The sequence below is a fragment of the Legionella sp. 39-23 genome (assembly GCF_001897665.1).
GTDB classification, from domain to species: domain Bacteria; phylum Pseudomonadota; class Gammaproteobacteria; order Legionellales; family Legionellaceae; genus Legionella; species Legionella steelei.
Map to the genome: position 1 here is coordinate 108,160 of NZ_MKTO01000037.1, position 18,333 is coordinate 126,492.

An 18,333-nucleotide genomic window follows, 5' to 3' on the forward strand; every position below is an offset into this window, starting at 1 on the left:
ATTGTTGGTTTCACCCAAACTAATATCCATGTTGCAGAGAAACCTCTTGCACCATTTTAATCATCTCATCAAGGGTGAATTGAATTACACTTTTATCTAATGAAATAAAATGGTGTTGCGTAATAGAAAGCATATCGCTGAATGCCTTATCTCCTGAGCAATCTATAGGCAATATATGATAGTTATCTTGTAAGGAACTATTTAGAAGATTATTCAGGTGCCCAGAACCTACAATCATTATCTGATTTTTATTAATTTTTTTCGCATCAATAATCCAGCTTGCTTCACGCGCATCAATACCAAAATGGGGTTCTGGAATATCATGATATGGATATGGGCAGAGACGATTCTTATAATGTAGCTCCTGTTCAAGATCTTTTACTTGAAAACCAAGTTTGTTTTGTGCAAAAGAAATAAGTCTTTTTATTTCATTAACTTGTGCATCCCATCCATATTGCTCATGATAGATATTTATTGTTTCTACAAGTAAATGCCTCACTCCTATACTTTTTGCACAATGTAACATTATGGTATGAAAGAAGAAAGACTCTTTCGAGCCATGTACTTCGGACAACAATATGAGTAATGGCTTACTTACTTGTGCCGCCTGCTGAATGCCTTGAGTAATTAATTGGCTAATAGATTTGTAAATCCTAGTTACCGTTTCACGGTCTAATGGAGAAAGAAATAATTTGGGATAGTCATTTTTAATTGCTTGATATAACTCGGAAGTAATTTCATTAGAGATTAGATTTTTTTCGAGAAAATCAGGGATTTCTGTTGTAAAAACCTTGGTATAGGTGTTGTCAGTATGCAGTACAGTTAATTCAGGTAGCGCAAACTGTAGCGTAAAAACCGAATCGATCAATTTCCTTGTTGGTGATGTGTTTAGATAACGCTTGCTCACCCAGGTTTGCGATTCTTCAAATTTAAATGGATCATATAACCCTTCATGAAAGCAGGTTTTACGATCATGCAAGGTATATTGTTCTTTGTTTGCTTGTATTGAGTTATTAGAAGAAATACCCTTTATCAATTCATATTTTTTGGTGACGTAGAGACGAAATATTGAGTTATTTACATTACTAATAAATTCTTCTGCGGCAAGATCCGTAAACTCTAATGACTTAGCAGCATTTACAAAATGGCTCAACAAGCTAGAACTCGCAAAATCATGCTTGAACTGGCTGCTGATTTCCCGAGATAGCAGGAGCTTTTTTTTAATCGTTAATTCGATATGTTGCCATAATTTATTAACCTGTACCGATTCACTCGCATATAACTCTTCATTTCTTCGTATAAACTCTAGTGAAGCATTCTTTGTAAGAAAGAATAAGATCATCATGAATTTTACTGTCTTATTCGTCGATAAGGCAGTTATCTCATCTTGAGTTAGCGCTCTGTTTTTATATAATTTTTCATTAATGATTATTATGTTTGCTTTTATATGATTAATGTGTTTTTGGCCGCAATTTTCTTTAACTGCAAGAGATAAAATCTGCTCAAGATCATTCACTGTCAATAGATTCATAGATGCAAACCTTAATCATTCTCTAGATTCTTTATATCACACTAAAGGGAGCAACAATGGATATTATATTTTAATTCTCATATTTCTCATATAATATACTAATGAGGACGACCTCATCCATCAAGGTTTCATTCTGGACGGCCAGACCATTACATTGGAGCTTTTATGGACTGGTTATTCTTATTTTTTGCAGGAATACTCGAGATTGTATGGGCTTACTTTATGAAGCAATCTTTGGGTTTTACAAAAATCATCCCCTCAATTCTTACAATCCTCACTATGGTCGCTAGTTTTACGCTTTTATCAATCTCAATGAAAAGTATTCCTTTAGGAACAGCATATATTATCTGGACAGGAATAGGTGCTGTCGGCGCTTTTTTAATCGGTATTTTTTTTATGGGAGAAGCAGCAAATGCATTGAGATTTACTGCTGCAACCCTAATTATTTCAGGATTGATATTAATCAAGCTATCGTAAGGATTATCGTAGGTCAGGCCTTGGCTCGACAAAATCAAGATGTCATTTGTAAAATAAATTTTTTATTGTATCCAAAATCGTCGGGCCAAGGCCCGATCTGTAATGGCCCTATTTGCATTGATTCTGGTTTAATAGTTCATACAAACATTGTTTCTCATCATAACGTATAAAGGTATCTGTAAGGCTCATTCCTACTTCCTCTAACAAAGAACAGGATCTGGAGTTAGCCTCTTGGGTGATAGCAATTATTTTTCCTATATTTAAATGTAGAAAACCATAGTTCAGACTTGCAGTGATTGCTTCATAAGCCAATCCTTTTCCCCACCACTCTGGGAAAAACATATATGAAATTTCTATCCCATCTTCTGAATGATGCAGCCCGCAAATGCCAATTATTTGTTGTGTATTTTTGCTAAGAACAGTACATAGACCAAATCCCATACTCTCCCAATGATTTTGGATGGACTTAATTCGCGCATTAACCATACCATTATTAACGACGCCACCAAGATACTTGCGTACCGCCTCATTTTTCCACAAGTGTACAAGATGTAGGAAATCAGATGGGGCAGGCTTTCTAAGTATTAATTTTGCTGTTTCAATTGATATAAAATGATGCATATCACTCACATTAAAATCCCATCATCCAAACGTAATGAAGGATGGCAGGAGTTGGTCTAGATAGTAGAATTGTAAACAGCCCCTAGTTTGTTTCCACATATTGTTTAAAGTTGTTAAGTATCGCTTGCCAACCATTTTTCTGTACTTCTATTGGGTGTTCCGTTTCTGGGTCAAACGTTATGGTAACCTCTGTTTGGTTGCTATTTTTTTTGAAAACGACGGTTACTTGCCTGCCATTAGGCATGGTATAGGTAAACAGTTCACCGTCAATAATCTCATCATAAATCGCTTCGAAATCAAAACCAAAACTTCCATCTTTCGCCTCCATTATTGCTAAATACGTCCCACCTACACGCATATCATTTACTGCAAAAGGACACTGCCACGAAGAGTCCGCAAAGTTCCATTTTGTTATGTGTTCAGGAATCGTATAGTAATCCCAAACTTTTTGTACGTCGGCATGGACTGTAGCGGTAATAGTTACTTTTGTACTCATCTTTTTCCTCGATTTGTAATAAATCATAACCATTGAACTTTAACAGTATTTTAGTTTTATTAAAGCATCTTGTGATGTGAATAAGAGGTGCAGAAAATAATAACTTGCCGTACTCCAAACTCGACTGGGCCAAGGCCCAACCTACGCATTTACAAGTGCCATTGTAGGCACTGGGATTTTCCTGTCGGCACTGCATAAAAGCATAGAATATTCAGTCGTACTATCACTTTCGCTGCCTTGATACGCGTCAATGAACACTGACTCCTTATTCTCCTGCATATTCTGTATCACGAGGTTATTCAAAGCCTTAAGCGCGATTTGACGCAGCATGCTGTCAACGTCTTTACTGTTCACCATATGCAGCAATTGCTCCGTTTCAGCTTGATAGTCACTATGATATGCTTCTAACCCAAGCACAAAACCTGTAAGAAGAGTAGCGAACGCGGAGGCTTGGCGCTCAAAAAACTCTTGATGTTCTTTATTATTCATCAGCTCAATTGCCATGCCGAGCACCCTTTTTATTTGGTCTGCCTCCATGTAGCGGGTAACCGAAAACGGCTTATTGTCAAAGGCTAACAACATCTCCCATCCAGAGATTTTCGGGGTGGCATTTGCATCATGTAAGGATGAGATGATGCATTCGAATACAGAAGATGGATCTTCCATTGCTTCCAGCGGGCTTACCAATGCAGCAATGGTATTTTGAGTTGCCTCTCGCACCAACTCATCGTGATGCTGTAAGTTGTTCTGCAATTCAGGAAGAATCTGTATCACTTGGTTTACGTTCAACTTGCTTGCTAATGTAGCGATGGCCTTTAGAGCTGTCTTGCAAGTCAAGAAGGGATTTTGATGCCGCATGTTCTCCTCTAGATCAGGAAGAAGTTGTGCCACTTGCGTTGCGTTCAACTGACTTGCCAAAGCGGCAATAGCCTCTAAAACATTTTGACGCACCTGATTGTCTTGCCCCCTCAAGTCTTCCTGTAATCCGGTTAAAAGCTGCTCAACTTGTTTTGCGTTCCACTTGTGTGCCAAAACAACGATGCCATTTAGAGCATCGTGACGCACCCGGACATCTTGATGCCGCATGCCTGTCTGCAATCCAGTAAAGAGCTCTTCAACTTGTTTTACATCCCATTTGTGTGCCAGAGCATTGGCGGTCTCTATAGCAGCTTTACGTACCCAGCTGTCTTGATGCTGTAAGTTTTTCTGCAATCCAGGAAAAAGCAGCTTAAGTTGTGCTGCACTCCATTTATGCGCCAAAGCATTGACAGTCTTTAGAGTAATTGCATACATCCAGCTATCTGGATGCTGTAGGTTTTCCTGCAATCCAGGAAAGAGCTGCATAAGGTGTGCAGGCTCCCATTGACTCGCCAAAGCGCTGATAACCTCTAGAGCGTTAGTACGTACCTGTTTGTCTCGATAAGCCAGGTCTTTCCGCAATCTAAAAATGAGCTGGTCAACTTGTTTGAGATTCATCTCACGCGCCAAAGCCGCGACGGCTTCCAGAGCCGCTTGATGCACCCAACTGTCTTGATACTTTAGGTTTTCCTGTGCTTTCACAAACAGCAGCGCACGCTGGCTTGTATTCCATAGGGGTGCCAAAGCACTAATGGCCTTTAGAGTATTCTTACGCACGGAGCTGTCTTGATGTCGCAAATTGTCCTCTAATCCAGTCAAGAGCCGCTCAGCATGTGTTGCATTCCATAGGTGAGCTAAAGCAACAATAGTTCCTAGAGCAGCGTCGCGTACCCAGCCGTCTTCATGTTGCAGATTTTTCTGCAATCCAGTTAAGAGCTCCTCGACTTGGGTTGTCTTCCATTGTGGTGTCAAAGCACTGATAATCTCTAGAGTAGCTTTGTGTACCCAGTAGTCTGGGTGCCACAGATTTTTCTGTAATTCAGCAAAAAGTGGAGCAAGTTCTGCTTCGTTCCATTGATGTGCCAAAACAGCAACAATCTTTAAAGCAACCAGGCGCGTCCAACTGTCTTCATGAAGCAAGCTCTCCTGCAATCCGGGAAGCGACTTAACTTGGAGTACACTCAACTGACGCGTCAAAACGGTAATAGCGTTGCAGGCTTCTGTTTCTTGTTGCTGATAGTGCACTAACAACAGTTGTAGTGTTTGTTGTATTTGCGTCACACTTAAGAGTGGAACAATATCTTGCAAGCGATGCCATTCGGTAAAGTCCATTGCATCAGTACTGATTTTGTTGGAGAGCTCATTGAGAAACGGATTAATATAACCCTGAAGCTCGCCCTGTACCATATTGGTTGTTCCCTTGATAAAACTTAAGCCTATGAGTTGATAAGGTACATCCAGATGCTTTAGGGTTTGCAAAAGCACAGGAGTCAATTTTCTTATGGTTAATGAATTAGGCTCTTGCCTCATCCATAGTGCCAGTAGTTTTTCTTGATAGCGTCTAGCATCATCCGTCGTCCGCGTAAACAACTCCATCATAGCTGCCTGTCGCGATTTTAGATTGCCTGTTGTGGCTATAGTTAATAGTTCATCAAGAGAAAGTCTTTGATTAATATTCCGCAATGCATCTTCGGAGAGTGCATGAAACAATGTTGGCACGAGGGTTTATCTCCTAATAGAACCGATGATATTGCGCAAATATTATACCGAAAGATAATATGCAGATCAAATATATTAAATTCTTTCCGAAAACTCTATTAGTAATATGTTAGGTTAGATACCTGAGGAAAATGCAGTTCACTTGAACTATGCTTGAAGTTACTCAGCTACATTTTCTTATATTAAGGGAGTAAATCATGCGCTTGGAAGCAATAAAACCTGAAAACCTTAATTCAGAACAAAAAGCTTTATATCAAGATATGAAAGCGGGTATTGAAAAAAATTTCCAAGGCTTTCAAGCCATACGAGAAGATGGTGCATTGATAGGTCCCTGGGATCCTTGGATTAAATTTCCACAAATTGGAGGCCCTATATGGGAGCTGACGAAGGCGCTTTCAATGAAATCTACATTACCTAAATCAGTACGAGAAGTAGCAATATTAGTAACCGGTACTAAATTTCATTCCGGCTATGAGCTTTATGCCCATATTTTAATAGCAGAGTTACGGGGATTAAGTGATGAGAAAATTGCAACCATTGTTTCTGGACAACGCCCTGTTGATTTAGAGGAGGATGAGGCTTTAGTCTACGACTTTACTTTTGCATTAGTTAATGGGGGGCTATTACCCGAATTAGTCTATAAAAAAGCGATTCATCAATTTGGTGAAGAAAGCACCGCTGAGCTTATTTATTTAATTGGGCTATATTGTATGGTATCGATAACACTGAATGGATTTGATGTTCCTATTCCTGAATAAGAGAATGAAGCATGTAGGTTGATTATTTTTATCCAACCGACATGCGGCACCTATCGCTCCTGATATCAATTTTGATGATAATATGGGCTGAACTCATACACTGCCTCAATCATCGCAGCAACATGCTCAGGTGGGACATCAGGAGTAACCCCATGACCAAGATTGAACACATGTCCTGAACCGGCTCCATAGGATGCTAATACTTTTTTCACTTGTTCCCGAATACATTGTCTTGAAGTGAGCAACACTGAGGGATCAAGGTTTCCTTGTAATGCAACCTGATTACCAACTCTTCGTCGTGCGTCACCTAGATCGCAAGTCCAATCGATTCCCAATGCATCACAACCCGTAATGAGCATTTTTTCTAACCATTGGCCTCCCCCTTTAGTAAATAAAATAACGGGGATTTCAGGGTAATTGGCTTTTATTTGCTGTACGATTTTCTGCATATATTGCAGAGAAAAATTTTGATAATTCTCAGGAGTTAAAATGCCCCCCCAAGTATCAAAAAGCATAACAGCATTCACACCTGCTTTGATTTGCTCCATCAAATAATCTGCGACTGATACTGCCAACTTATTTAGTAAAACATGTGCAGCCTCACTTTCGGTATAGATCAAATGTAAAATACGTTTAAACTCCCTCGTACTTTTGCCTTCAACCATATAACAAGCTAAAGTCCATGGGCTGCCTGCAAAACCAATTAGAGGAAGCTCTTTTGGCATTTCTTGACGGATTAATCTTGCCGCATTCATGACATAGGCCAAAGATTCCGGTTCAGGAATTTGTAAATTAGCAATTGCCTGTTTATCTTGTACTGGACGTTGAAAACACGGTCCTTCACCTTCGGCAAAATATAAACCGAGTCCCATTGCATCAGGAATTGTCAAAATATCAGAAAATAAAATGGCTGCATCCAGTGCATACCGACGCAAAGGCTGCAATGTCACCTCACACGCAAGTTCAGGATTTTTGCATAGGCTTAAAAAATCACCTGCCAACGCCCTAGTCTCTCGATATTCAGGTAAATAACGCCCAGCTTGACGCATCATCCATACTGGAGTTCGCTCTACGGGTTGTCGTCTTAAAGCACGCAGGAACAAAGATTGATCCAAATCATACATCGTATTATCCCAATCTAATCAAAATGTCCCAATGCTAACATATTTGCACTCTAAATAATGCAAGAATTGGCTCTGAAGCACAATCTTTCCCCATACCCTACGTCATCGCGAGTGTAACGAGAGATCCCCAAGCTGTAGCACACTGTTACGAATAGGAGATCCCTCGCTATGCTCGGGATGACGAGCCAAAGAACCAATTACGCCACTCTGTACATCATGCTAATTATTTAGATAAAATCACCAGCAAGTCACTTTTGGGTAAGTAGGAATAACATTGGATACTTTAAATATCAAAGCGCTTAGTGTAAGTACCAAAATCGGTGTTTATGCATGGGAGCAACGCATTAATCAACAATTATTAATTGATCTCAGTATTGATACCGATCTCAGCGACTGTCAGGGCGATTTGACTAAGACTGTAGACTATGATGCACTTTGTAAGAGCGTCACTCTTTATGTAGAATCAAAATCATTCCAACTCATTGAAACAGTTGCCAATGAAGTGGCAGATTTAATTAAAGAACAATTTAAAGTGGCTCAAATTACGGTAGGGATTAGCAAACCTCATGCAATCAAAAATGCAGCAAACATTCAAGTAATTGTGCGGCGCTGAAAAAAATAATTACTTTGGTTCCAATAGTGGATTTCCCGGGTTTCGCTTCGCTGCACCCAGGCTACATAGTAACCGTGGCTACATCCTTTTATCCACCGCTTGTAATCATGCCATTTAGACGTTCATTTTTGGCCAAAGTAACCTGAGCCTGTTGTGCAAGTCCTCGATTAGAATAGGGACCCACTACTACCCGAAACCAATTACCTTTAACAGGATGACTTACCGGAATGATATACGCACCAAACCCTTTAAGAATCAGTGAACCTTTCATGTGTTCTGCATCTTGACGTGCTTTAAAAGAAGCTACTTGTACTAAAAATCTTCCTCTCGCAGTTGCAGAAGTATCCACTTTGGGTGGTGTTTGTGGCGCCTGAGCAATATTTTGTTTTACCGGTGCGGTTGAAGGTGCTGTATTGGTAACACTGGCCGACGCAGTTTTTAGAGTTGCCGTAGACACTGAAGCAGCCGCGGTTGCAGTAGGAGAAGCATTTGCTGCAGGTTGAGGTTGGGCTGAAACTGCAGCATTTGTGTTAGGTTGTGAACTAGGAACTTTTTCATTAGTGAGTAGTGTGTAAAACTCAAATTTTGGTTTAGGCGGAACCGCGGCATGTTGTGCTTCTGATTTGGATGGTTCTTTTTTGGTTTCATGATGAGCCAAAACCTGAGTATTTACCCAGCGGCTTAGCATTTCAAAATTAAAAAAAGAAGCGGCCAAATAACCCAATAAAAAAGTTAAGGTAATCACTAGAAACTGGTGCGGTGCGCTACCGCGCGACCGTGAAGAACGCCTATTCCCATATTCTTTTGCCATCACATACTCTCAGGAGCGGATACGCCCAATAAGTCCAAACCATTCTTTATTACTTGACGCACCGCCTCGAGTAAACAAAGACGAGCGCATCGTAATTGCTCTTGCTCACACAATAGTGGCACAGCATTATAATAACTATGTAAGCCGTTGGCTACTTCACGTAAATAATAAGCCACTTGATGTGGTTCACAATGGGCAGCGGCTAATTCTACAATCTCTGGATAACGACCAATTAAAGAAATCAAATGAGTTTCATGAGATTGTTCTAACAAGTCAATATGTTTGAGTCCAATTGCTTTATCCCAAAACAAACCTCGTTCCTTCAATTGCCTTAATACGGAGCATATTCTTGCATGTGCATACTGAATGTAATATACCGGATTATCACTAGACTCCGACTTTGCTAAGTCCAAATCGAAATCCATATGTTGCTCTGACTTGCGAGCTACATAAAAGAAGCGTGCCGCATCATTACCAACCTCATGACGCAATTCTCTTAAGGTAACAAAAGAACCACTACGTGTGGACATTTGCACTCGATCAGAACCACGATATAAAATAGCAAATTGCACAAGCAATACATTAAGTGCACTTTCATCATGCCCTAAAGCTTGAACCACGGCACGTAAACGCGTTATATAACCATGATGATCCGCGCCAAAAATATCTATTACTCGATCATAACCTCTGTCGTATTTATTCCAATGATAAGCCACATCTGATGCAAAATAAGTAGTTTGGCCATTAGCACGCACCAGCACACGGTCTTTTTCATCACCAAAATCAGTTGCTCTAAACCAAAGTGCCCCTTCTTTTTCAAAAGTATGACCACTGTCCTTAAGTGCTTGAATACCTTTTTGAATGGAACCATCTTCAAATAGAGACTGTTCGGAAAACCAACTATTATAAGTCACACCAAATTCAGCAAGATCATCTTTAATGTCATCAAGAACCGTATTTAATGCATGCTGATGAAACAAAGCAAAAATATCCGCGCCCAATAGTTGTTTCGCACGCTCAACCACCGCATCGATATAAATTTCTTTGTCTCCGCCATGAGGTTCATCAAGAGGCAACCCGTCAATGACAGTAGCCCATGGACGCTCATACTCTTTGCCATGCTCAGCAAAAAACTCCTGCGCTATTTCGGAAACATAATCTCCTTTATACGCATTAGCAGGAATAACAACAGGTTCACCAACAAGCTCCAGATAACGTAACCATACACTAACGGCAAGAATATTCATTTGCCGTCCAGCATCATTCACATAATATTCTAAGGTAACATCGTAACCGGCAGCCTTTAAGACATTTCCTAAAGTAGCACCAAAAGCAGCCCCTCTTCCATGTCCCACATGCAAAGGGCCTGTTGGGTTAGCAGAAACAAACTCAATCAATACTTTTTGATTTTGGCCAGTAGCACTGCGACCAAAACACTCACCTTTATCTAATATTTCACCAATAATTTGTGACCGAGAGCTATTGCGTATAAAGAAATTAATAAACCCCGCCCCAGCAATTTCTACCTTTTCCACAGCAGAATCAGCAGGCACAGCCTGAACTAAAAGCTCTGCTATTTTACGAGGTGCCTGACGACATGGCTTCGCTAAAATTAAAGCCAAATTACTGGCATAATCACCATGAGCGGAATCTTTTGTACGATCAACCTTAATCTCAATATCTAAATCGGCAGGTATTTCACCTGATTTTTGTAATGATATTAAAGCCTGTTTTAAAAGCTGCTCTACAGTATGTTTCATGCTACTCAGTTTTCCATCAAAAAATGATGTTATTATGCGCTTTTTTGCACCATATGAAAAGGTTTTATACCCAGAAACTTCAAAATGCTGCCCTACTAAAAACCGCAATTGCTTCCACATAAAGTAAACAGGACTCAATAAATATCGAGAATGATTATTGCCTTCATGAGTGTCAAACAGGATGAAGAATATTATAGATATTTATTGAGTCCTGCTTCTGAGTTACACTTAAATACCAATTCATTCAATATCAGTCATCGCATGTTATTTAACCCATGTGAATCGCTAACCGGAATCGGACCAACACTTGCAGAAAAACTTGCTAAATGCGGCATCCATTGTGTGCGTGATTTGCTTTTTCATTTACCGTATCGTTACCAAGACAGAACCCGAGTAACGCCGATTCAAGATTTGCGCGCCAATGATTGGTGCGTTATTGCAGGGCGCGTGTGTAAAACAGAAATTAAACCCGGTAAACGGGCGATGTTGCATTGTTATGTTGAAGATAAAACAGGAATAATAAAACTTCAGTTTTTTCATTTTAATAAAAATCAAATCACTAACCTAAAGAACAGCACCATGATTCATGCTTTTGGTGAAGTGCGTGCATTTAATAATACTCTAACTATGACTCACCCGGAGTATCAATTACTAGATCATGAAGAGGAATGCCAGGTTAATGAAACACTTACCCCCATTTACCCAAGTACCCAAGGTTTAACGCAAACACGATTAAGACAATTGGTGAACGTTGCATTACAAAGTTGTGAGCAAGAGCTTCAACAATTAGAATGGATGAGTGCAGAACAATTGCGGACATACAATTTTATCGCTCTGGATAAGGCAATTCAATTATTGCACAATCCACCCCCGGATATTTCCATACAATCTCTTGAACAAGGTCAACATCCTGCTCTCAAACGATTAGTTTTTGATGAATTGTTAGCACAGCGCCTCAGCATGCAATTTGCAAGGAAATCACGAAATGCACTCCATGCGATCGCATTACCTACTGATCACGATTTAGAGCAACGTTTTTTAGATTCGCTTCCATTTAAGCTCACCAACGCACAACAAAGGGTAACACAAGAAATCAGCCAAGATTTAATGCAAACAAAACCGATGTTGCGCTTAGTGCAAGGAGATGTGGGGGCTGGAAAAACCATCATTGCAGCACTTGCCGCCTTACAAGCGATTGCAAATGGACAACAAGTTGCCTTTATGGCACCAACAGATTTGCTGAGCGAACAACACACCAACAATCTAACCAATTGGCTAGAACCACTGGGCATTAACATATTAAGATTGAGTGGAAAAATGAAGCTTAGTGAACGGCGTATGGCATTTGCTGCACTTGCAGACCATAGTTGCCAGTTGATTATTGGTACTCATGCCTTATTTCAGGACAGCGTTACTTTTGCTCGTCTAGGTTTAGTCATTATCGATGAACAACATCGATTCGGTGTAGAACAAAGATTGCTGCTACAACAAAAAGGACAGCAAGAACAACTTATTCCTCATCAATTATTAATGACAGCTACTCCTATCCCAAGAACATTATCCATGACTCACTTAGCCCATTTGGATGTCTCGATTATCGATGAGTTACCTCCTGGACGCATACCCATCGCTACAGCGGTATTAAACCAAAATAAACGAGAAGCAGTCATTGAGCGCTTGGAAGTTGCTATAACGAGTGGACGACAAATTTATTGGGTGTGTACACTGATTGAAGAATCAGAGAAATTGCAATGCATGGCAGCCACTGAAACAGCACGCGTATTGCAAGAGCAACTTCCTGATGCGCGCGTTGGTCTGATTCATGGACGAATGAAACCCGTAGAAAAAGAAGCAACGATGGCCGCATTTAAATGTGGCGAAATTAATTTACTGGTTGCCACGACTGTTATAGAAGTTGGTGTAGATGTCCCCAACGCCAGTCTAATGATTATTGAAAATGCTGAACGTTTGGGCTTGTCTCAACTCCATCAATTACGCGGTCGTGTCGGCAGAGGCAGTGCGCAATCTCATTGTCTTTTGCTTTATCAGTCCCCACTCTCACAACAAGGAGCAGAACGATTAAAAATTATGCGTGCAACCAATGATGGATTTGTTATTGCAGAAAAGGACATGGAGTTAAGAGGCGCCGGAGAAGTATTGGGGAGCCGGCAAACAGGTTATCGACAGTTTAAAATTGCAGATATTCAACGTGATCGTGACCTTCTCCCTCTATTGCCTTCTGTTGCAAAACAACTGATAGAGGATGCACCTGAAATGGCCTACGATTTGACCCAACGCTGGTTAGGCAATTTTGAGCAATTTTTGCAAGGATAAAAATATTTTTAAAAATACGCGAGTCAAGACTGTTTTTTATTTTTTTCTTTGTTAATATGGTCGGGTAATTTTCTAATTCTATAAACATCCATTGTGGATAACCTCCTCTTAAACCAATTGACACCTCCAGTCAAATATTTATGTAATATCTCAAAAAAACCTTACTGTAACAGGCTTAGCAACAATTCAGTATTCTATTGTCAAAAAATTATTTATCCACAAAATCTGTGGATAACTCTGTGAACATGATGTACAACACCTTATAAAATCAGCCTAATTTAAACATGCTTCAGAACCTTCCACAGTGTCTCCAATATTTGGCTTGAGCGATTTTTTTAAATTTTATATTTCCGTTGATTGGATAAAATTTAACCTCAATAAAAATGAGATGATTAACAGCAAATTTTTTTTTAACAAATACTCAAGTCAAGACTGTTTTTTATTTTTTTCTTTGTTAAGATAGCTGGGTAAATTCCTTATTCATCTAAAAATACATCCTGTGGATAACTTCTCTAATCATATCGATTAATAAATACTCAAATCTCACTATAGTACTTGAAAAGCCTTATTACAAAAGGAGTATCGCTGATTTGCTCTTTTATGGCCTCAAAATCATTTATCCACAAAATCTGTGGATAAGCCTGTGAACATGATGTAAAACACCTTGTAAAATCAGCCTATTTTGCCTCTGCTTCAGAACCATCCAAAGTGCTTCTGAAACTTTGGTTTAAACGAGCACTTAATTTTTAATCCTTCTTTAAATCAGTAATTTTTTTGAGCAGTATAAAAATCTTGAGTACTTTTATTAAACGTTAAATTTTTTTAAAAAAAACCAAGTCAAGACTGTTTTTAATTTTTTTCTTTGGTACCATAGTCAGGAAAGTTCCATATACCTTTAATCTACATCCTGTGAATAACTCTTTTCATTATACTGATTAATTAAAACTCGAACCCATTTATAGTCCTTAAGAACTCTTATTTTAAAAGACCTATTTTGTCTTAAGCTTTTATTGCCTAAAAATCATTTATCCACAAAATCTGTGGATAATCCTGTGTACAAGATGCGTAATATCTTGTGGACTCCGCACCAGCCTTAACACACTCTAGATATTTCAGAACATTCAATTTAATGTAAGTTTTAATATAAAATAACTCTTAACCATGTTTAAATAGACCATTGATAGACTGAGCTTGGGATTCTCTAAGTAAAAACCAAGTTCTTATTTTTTTCTTACTTAGATTACATTAATTAAAAAAACATGACCCAACACGACAGATACTGGCAAGCAAAAAAAGTAACCCTTTTGGGGGCTATGTCAAATGCACTATTGGGTATCATAAAACTTATCGGGGGGTACTTTTTTCACTCTCATGCTCTTGTTGCAGATGGAGTTCACTCCCTATCGGATCTCCTCACAGACGCGATGGTTTTATTTGCTTCTAAATACGGCAGCCTGGATGCGGATGCCAGTCATCCTTATGGACATCAACGTATCGAAACCGCTGCAACTTTATTGTTATCTCTTTTACTTATTTTTGCAGGTATCGGTATCGCCTGGGATTCAATATATGACCTGCTCCACTCTAATTACGTCATGCCAAATTGGTTAACCCTACCAATAATTTGTATTTCCATCTTGAGTAATGAAGCGTTATTTCACTACACACTACATATTGGCAAACGCATCAATTCTAAATTGATTACTGCCAACGCCTGGCATCATCGTTCAGATGCAGCCTCTTCGCTTGTTGTATTAGTAGGTTTAATTGGCAGCATCGCCGGTTATAGTTATCTTGATGCGGCCGCAGCAATTATCGTGGGTTTAATGATAGTTAAAATGGGGCTGGACTATGCCTGGAATAGCGTCAAAGAATTAGTAGACACTGCCGTCAGCCCAGAATTATTAACACGAATTGAAGAAGTCATTCAAAATGTGGATGGGGTTGAAAGAATTCATCAATTACGCAGTCGTTCTATGGGAGAAGATGTATTAATTGATGTACATATTCTAGTTTCACCTACGATATCGGTATCTGAGGGGCATTATATTGCGCAACACGTACACCATGCACTCATCGATCAAATAGAAAGCGTCAAGGATGTGATTGTACATGTCGACCCAGAGGATGATGAGACTTCTTGCCCCTCTTTACATTTACCCAGTCGCAATGTCTTACAAGAACTCCTGTCAAATGAAGTCCATATTGATTTCCCACACATTTTATTTTGGAATTTACATTATCTGGATGGAACTATAGGCATTGATATAGTCTGTGATGAAACATTTACTCAATGGCAGGAGTTGCATGCTCGAGTCATTCTGGCATTAAAACTACAGTCTGATATTGTAGAAGTTCGCTTATTTAGCTTGCATGAGACCATGTATCACAACTAAACTATGTGGTTTGGGTTAAGTCTGGGTTGTAGTTTGAGTGCACAATTGTAGCCCGGAAGAAGCGCAGCGAAACTCGGGTTTAAGAAGTTTTTAATTCAAGTCAAGAAAATCCCCGAGCTCTGCTACTTCACCGAGGCTACAGTTTAGCTATAGAATTCTAGAATAAATAACAGGATAAACAATGGTATCTGCTACCAGTTTAAAAATACTTTTTGCGCTTTCTATTTTTATTGTCATCTTACTCGCCGGGTGGTATCCCTTTAGAAAACGCATTAAAGATGACCAACATATTGATCTTCCTATCGGTGAAACCCTAGCTACTGGCGTTTTTTTGGGAGCAGGCCTATTGCACATGCTTCCGGACGCGAATTCTTTATTTAAAAAAATGGGGTATAACTACCCTTTTGCCTTTATTATTACTGGTGCCGTATTTCTGGTCTTTCTCTGGTTTGAACATTTAGGAAAAGAACTTTATCACCATAACAGGAAGCATCCTGCTTTTGCCATTTTAGCCTGGGGAATGCTCTCCATTCATTCTATAATGTTGGGTGCCGCCTTAGGATTAGCTCACTACAACTCCATGATTATTATGATTTTTCTTGCCATTATCACTCATAAATGGGCAGAAAGTTTCGCAATAGCGGTGCAATTAAATAAAAGCTCTATGAGTATGAACACCAGCCTGTGCTTTTTTATTTTATTCAGTTTAATGACACCCCTAGGGATCTACTTGGGTTGGTATTTTGGTCATGGCGTAGAAACCAAATCTTTATTTGATCCCATTTTAATTGCCGCCTCCGCAGGCACATTTCTTTATCTGGGAACGCTTCACGGTTTAGAACGCTGTGTTATGGTCGAGCGTTGTTGCAATCTTAAAGATTTTAGCTTTGTAATTATAGGTTTTTCACTTATGGCTCTGGTCGCGGCATATGTCTAAGTTTTTACAGCAAAAACCTATCATTCTTGCTTCGAGCTCCGCAATAAGATGCAAATTGCTGCAATCTCTGGGTATTGAGTTTTCCGTGGTTCCTTCTCATTGTGATGAAGAAGCAATTAAGGCATCCTTCAAGACGGGGAGCGCATTGGAGTTAGGCTATGCACTTGCCGCAAATAAAGCTTTAGAAGTAAGCCAGCACCATCCAGACCATTTTATTGTTGCCGCCGATCAACTGTGCTTGTTTGGTCAAATCATACTGAATAAGCCTTTAAACCATCCTGCAGCAATAGAACAATTACGCCTATTAAGTGGCAAAGAGCATGTGCAAATTGCTTGCCTTTGCATTGCAAAAAATAATCAAATGCTTTGGCAGCATCATGAAACAGCCCGCTTAACGCTACATCATTTAAATGAAACAACAATAGACGCTTATTTGCACAGTGAAAAACCTTATCATAGCTGTGGTAGTTACCAATATGAAAACCAAGGTAAATGGTTATTTAAAGAGGTTCAGGGAAATGAGGATACCATTTTGGGCTTACCTTTGCTTCCTCTAGCTCAAGCTTTAATGAAACTTGGTGCGGTGAGTTTCTAATTATTTCCTCTATTGTAGCTAAGCCCAGCATGTATTTCTTTATTTCAGAGCAATGGATTAGCACTTGTTTAGTGGGGCTTGCGTTAGGGGTCGCATGATGGAAATTTTGGAAAGTAAGGAATTAACTCCGCAAATGCTGGGCTTAACAACCCAGCCTACACACCATTGTAGCCCGGAGCAATTCCTCCATAAATACACTCAAGTATCGCCTAATGAATTATTTGTATATATAAAGAACGTTTTGATATGATGCTTCATCATGATGATGAATTGAGAAATCAAAATGTACTTAAAAAGTGTCACTCCATATTCTAATTCAACCGATGCACGAAGATTAAGTCTAGAGGGATTAAAACAACAACATTCGCGATTCGTTCTAGATTGTGGCTTTTCTAGAGCAAACTTTCAAAGAGCAATTGAAGGATTACAAAATAACTACAGTGGCATTATTGTTACCCATGAAAGGATGATTGCAACAGTCCAGGAGCAAATTGCACAGAATGAAAAGAGAATTAGCGAGGTAGCGTTTTATGGAGAGGATGGAGAAGAACTTAAATCTCGAATTACGAGAGAAATAGAAAGACAAAACAAATACAAAGAAGGATTAACGGCACAGCTCGCCAAAACAAAATCTTTAAAATTTTTATTCTCTTTAAATCCAAGTGAATTATTTCAGGAAGCTGTAAAAAATAAACCTTCTGCACTACTCATTATTCAAACACCTGAACTGATTGCAAAAATTAGCGATGAGCAAATCGAGCATATTAGCCATCAAGATAGTGGGATGGTTCAATCTCTCGCTTCCATTTTGGCGGCACGTGAATATACCTCAGCAACCCCCACTATTTTTATTGCCTTACAACAACACACCCAGGCTGAGGCAGATAAACAATTTATTGCCGAAAAAGAAAATGCGGCAATCAATCATTTGTTGGTAAAAATTAATAGTTATCTTGATACAAAAATAGCACAAGCGCTGAAAAGCAATTCTCATCCATGGGCATTAGGATATTTTGGTTCACGTCATAAAGTAATCCAGGGTGATAAAAAAGTGTCTGTACCACGAGGTGTTTATGAATTAAAAGATCACCTAGCGCAACGTGGTAAACTTCCTCCAAGTGAAATCTTAGCTAAAATGCACAATACGTTGCATGCCAAGAACGTAGAAAATAAAAATGAATCCTTATTGGCGCAATTTAAACGCTTGATAAGTTATCTTTTTGGATGCTCACAATCACTAGTGACAGCGAAAGAATATGAATATCTTGAACAAGTCACCGAAGGAAAAAAATGTATGCCTTGA

Annotated in this window: 15 protein-coding genes; 8 read left to right on the top strand and 7 right to left on the bottom strand. The window is 39.2% G+C overall.

Translation table 11 applies throughout. The features are described 5' to 3' along the window. Positions 1-19: 19 nt before the first annotated feature. Positions 20-1,531, bottom strand: coding sequence for a hypothetical protein (locus tag BGO44_RS13220; protein WP_273197303.1), 1,512 nt, complete (start codon positions 1,529-1,531; stop codon positions 20-22). A 165-nt stretch (positions 1,532-1,696) separates the two neighbouring features. Between BGO44_RS13220 and BGO44_RS13225 the strand changes: the two genes are divergently transcribed. Next, positions 1,697-2,008 (top strand): DMT family transporter, encoded by a 312-nt coding sequence (locus BGO44_RS13225; RefSeq protein WP_058509414.1) that lies wholly within the window; start codon positions 1,697-1,699, stop codon positions 2,006-2,008. A 108-nt stretch (positions 2,009-2,116) separates the two neighbouring features. Here BGO44_RS13225 and BGO44_RS13230 read toward each other — a convergent pair whose 3' ends face one another. The 3 genes from BGO44_RS13230 to BGO44_RS13240 all read right to left on the bottom strand — a co-directional run bounded on the left by BGO44_RS13230 (position 2,117) and on the right by BGO44_RS13240 (position 5,702). Beyond that, entirely contained in the window at positions 2,117-2,629 is a 513-nt protein-coding gene (locus BGO44_RS13230; RefSeq protein ID WP_273197305.1) for a GNAT family N-acetyltransferase, read from the bottom strand. A gap of 82 nt (positions 2,630-2,711) precedes the next feature. Then, on the bottom strand, positions 2,712-3,125 hold the full coding sequence (locus BGO44_RS13235; protein ID WP_273197307.1) for an SRPBCC family protein: 414 nt from the start codon (positions 3,123-3,125) through the stop codon (positions 2,712-2,714). Positions 3,126-3,266: 141 nt separating this feature from the next. Beyond that, positions 3,267-5,702, bottom strand: coding sequence for a HEAT repeat domain-containing protein (locus BGO44_RS13240; protein ID WP_273197310.1), 2,436 nt, complete (start codon positions 5,700-5,702; stop codon positions 3,267-3,269). Positions 5,703-5,899: 197 nt separating this feature from the next. Here BGO44_RS13240 and BGO44_RS13245 point away from each other — a divergent pair, with 197 nt between their 5' ends. Continuing rightward, positions 5,900-6,460 carry a carboxymuconolactone decarboxylase family protein gene (locus tag BGO44_RS13245; protein ID WP_273197312.1) on the top strand — a complete coding sequence of 187 codons (561 nt, stop codon included), beginning with the start codon at positions 5,900-5,902 and terminating at the stop codon, positions 6,458-6,460. Between the two features lie 65 nt (positions 6,461-6,525). Here the strand turns inward: BGO44_RS13245 and hemE are convergent, their stop codons facing one another. After that, positions 6,526-7,584 carry a uroporphyrinogen decarboxylase gene (gene hemE, locus BGO44_RS13250; RefSeq protein WP_273197315.1) on the bottom strand — a complete coding sequence of 353 codons (1,059 nt, stop codon included), beginning with the start codon at positions 7,582-7,584 and terminating at the stop codon, positions 6,526-6,528. A 274-nt stretch (positions 7,585-7,858) separates the two neighbouring features. On the opposite strand from hemE, the gene folB reads away from it, so the two are divergent. Next, on the top strand, positions 7,859-8,197 hold the full coding sequence (gene folB / locus BGO44_RS13255) for a dihydroneopterin aldolase (protein WP_058509408.1): 339 nt from the start codon (positions 7,859-7,861) through the stop codon (positions 8,195-8,197). Between the two features lie 88 nt (positions 8,198-8,285). Here folB and BGO44_RS13260 read toward each other — a convergent pair whose 3' ends face one another. Beyond that, positions 8,286-9,008: an SPOR domain-containing protein gene (locus BGO44_RS13260; protein WP_058509407.1), complete on the bottom strand. Its 723-nt coding sequence runs from the start codon at positions 9,006-9,008 to the stop codon at positions 8,286-8,288. Then, on the bottom strand, positions 9,008-10,768 hold the full coding sequence (argS, locus tag BGO44_RS13265; RefSeq protein WP_058509406.1) for an arginine--tRNA ligase: 1,761 nt from the start codon (positions 10,766-10,768) through the stop codon (positions 9,008-9,010). The genes BGO44_RS13260 and argS overlap by 1 nt, the downstream gene beginning before the upstream one ends. A 261-nt stretch (positions 10,769-11,029) precedes the next feature. Here argS and recG point away from each other — a divergent pair, with 261 nt between their 5' ends. The 5 genes from recG to BGO44_RS13290 all read left to right on the top strand — a co-directional run bounded on the left by recG (position 11,030) and on the right by BGO44_RS13290 (position 18,333). Further along, positions 11,030-13,102: an ATP-dependent DNA helicase RecG gene (gene recG / locus BGO44_RS13270; protein WP_058509512.1), complete on the top strand. Its 2,073-nt coding sequence runs from the start codon at positions 11,030-11,032 to the stop codon at positions 13,100-13,102. Positions 13,103-14,361: 1,259 nt separating this feature from the next. Next, on the top strand, positions 14,362-15,498 hold the full coding sequence (locus tag BGO44_RS13275) for a cation diffusion facilitator family transporter (protein ID WP_058509405.1): 1,137 nt from the start codon (positions 14,362-14,364) through the stop codon (positions 15,496-15,498). Between the two features lie 181 nt (positions 15,499-15,679). Next, a complete protein-coding gene (locus tag BGO44_RS13280) occupies positions 15,680-16,435 on the top strand; it encodes a ZIP family metal transporter (protein ID WP_058509404.1) in 756 nt (251 codons plus the stop codon). Beyond that, the gene (locus tag BGO44_RS13285) at positions 16,428-17,030 is read left to right on the top strand and encodes a Maf family protein (protein WP_273197320.1); all 603 of its coding nucleotides are present in this window, start codon (positions 16,428-16,430) and stop codon (positions 17,028-17,030) included. The genes BGO44_RS13280 and BGO44_RS13285 overlap by 8 nt, the downstream gene beginning before the upstream one ends. 283 nt (positions 17,031-17,313) lie before the next feature. Further along, positions 17,314-18,333, top strand: coding sequence for a hypothetical protein (locus BGO44_RS13290; protein ID WP_058509402.1), 1,020 nt, complete (start codon positions 17,314-17,316; stop codon positions 18,331-18,333).

Excerpts from the sequence above, each read along its gene's own strand:
- BGO44_RS13220 (WP_273197303.1), bottom strand. The coding sequence starts at position 1,531 with ATGAATCTATTGACAGTGAATGATCTTGAGCAGATTTTATCTCTTGCA.
- BGO44_RS13225 (WP_058509414.1), top strand. The coding sequence starts at position 1,697 with ATGGACTGGTTATTCTTATTTTTTGCAGGAATACTCGAGATTGTATGG.
- BGO44_RS13230 (WP_273197305.1), bottom strand. The coding sequence starts at position 2,629 with ATGCATCATTTTATATCAATTGAAACAGCAAAATTAATACTTAGAAAG.
- BGO44_RS13235 (WP_273197307.1), bottom strand. The coding sequence starts at position 3,125 with ATGAGTACAAAAGTAACTATTACCGCTACAGTCCATGCCGACGTACAA.
- BGO44_RS13245 (WP_273197312.1), top strand. The coding sequence starts at position 5,900 with ATGCGCTTGGAAGCAATAAAACCTGAAAACCTTAATTCAGAACAAAAA.
- hemE (WP_273197315.1), bottom strand. The coding sequence starts at position 7,584 with ATGTATGATTTGGATCAATCTTTGTTCCTGCGTGCTTTAAGACGACAA.
- BGO44_RS13260 (WP_058509407.1), bottom strand. The coding sequence starts at position 9,008 with ATGGCAAAAGAATATGGGAATAGGCGTTCTTCACGGTCGCGCGGTAGC.
- argS (WP_058509406.1), bottom strand. The coding sequence starts at position 10,768 with ATGAAACATACTGTAGAGCAGCTTTTAAAACAGGCTTTAATATCATTA.
- recG (WP_058509512.1), top strand. The coding sequence starts at position 11,030 with ATGTTATTTAACCCATGTGAATCGCTAACCGGAATCGGACCAACACTT.
- BGO44_RS13275 (WP_058509405.1), top strand. The coding sequence starts at position 14,362 with ATGACCCAACACGACAGATACTGGCAAGCAAAAAAAGTAACCCTTTTG.
- BGO44_RS13280 (WP_058509404.1), top strand. The coding sequence starts at position 15,680 with ATGGTATCTGCTACCAGTTTAAAAATACTTTTTGCGCTTTCTATTTTT.
- BGO44_RS13285 (WP_273197320.1), top strand. The coding sequence starts at position 16,428 with ATGTCTAAGTTTTTACAGCAAAAACCTATCATTCTTGCTTCGAGCTCC.
- BGO44_RS13290 (WP_058509402.1), top strand. The coding sequence starts at position 17,314 with ATGTACTTAAAAAGTGTCACTCCATATTCTAATTCAACCGATGCACGA.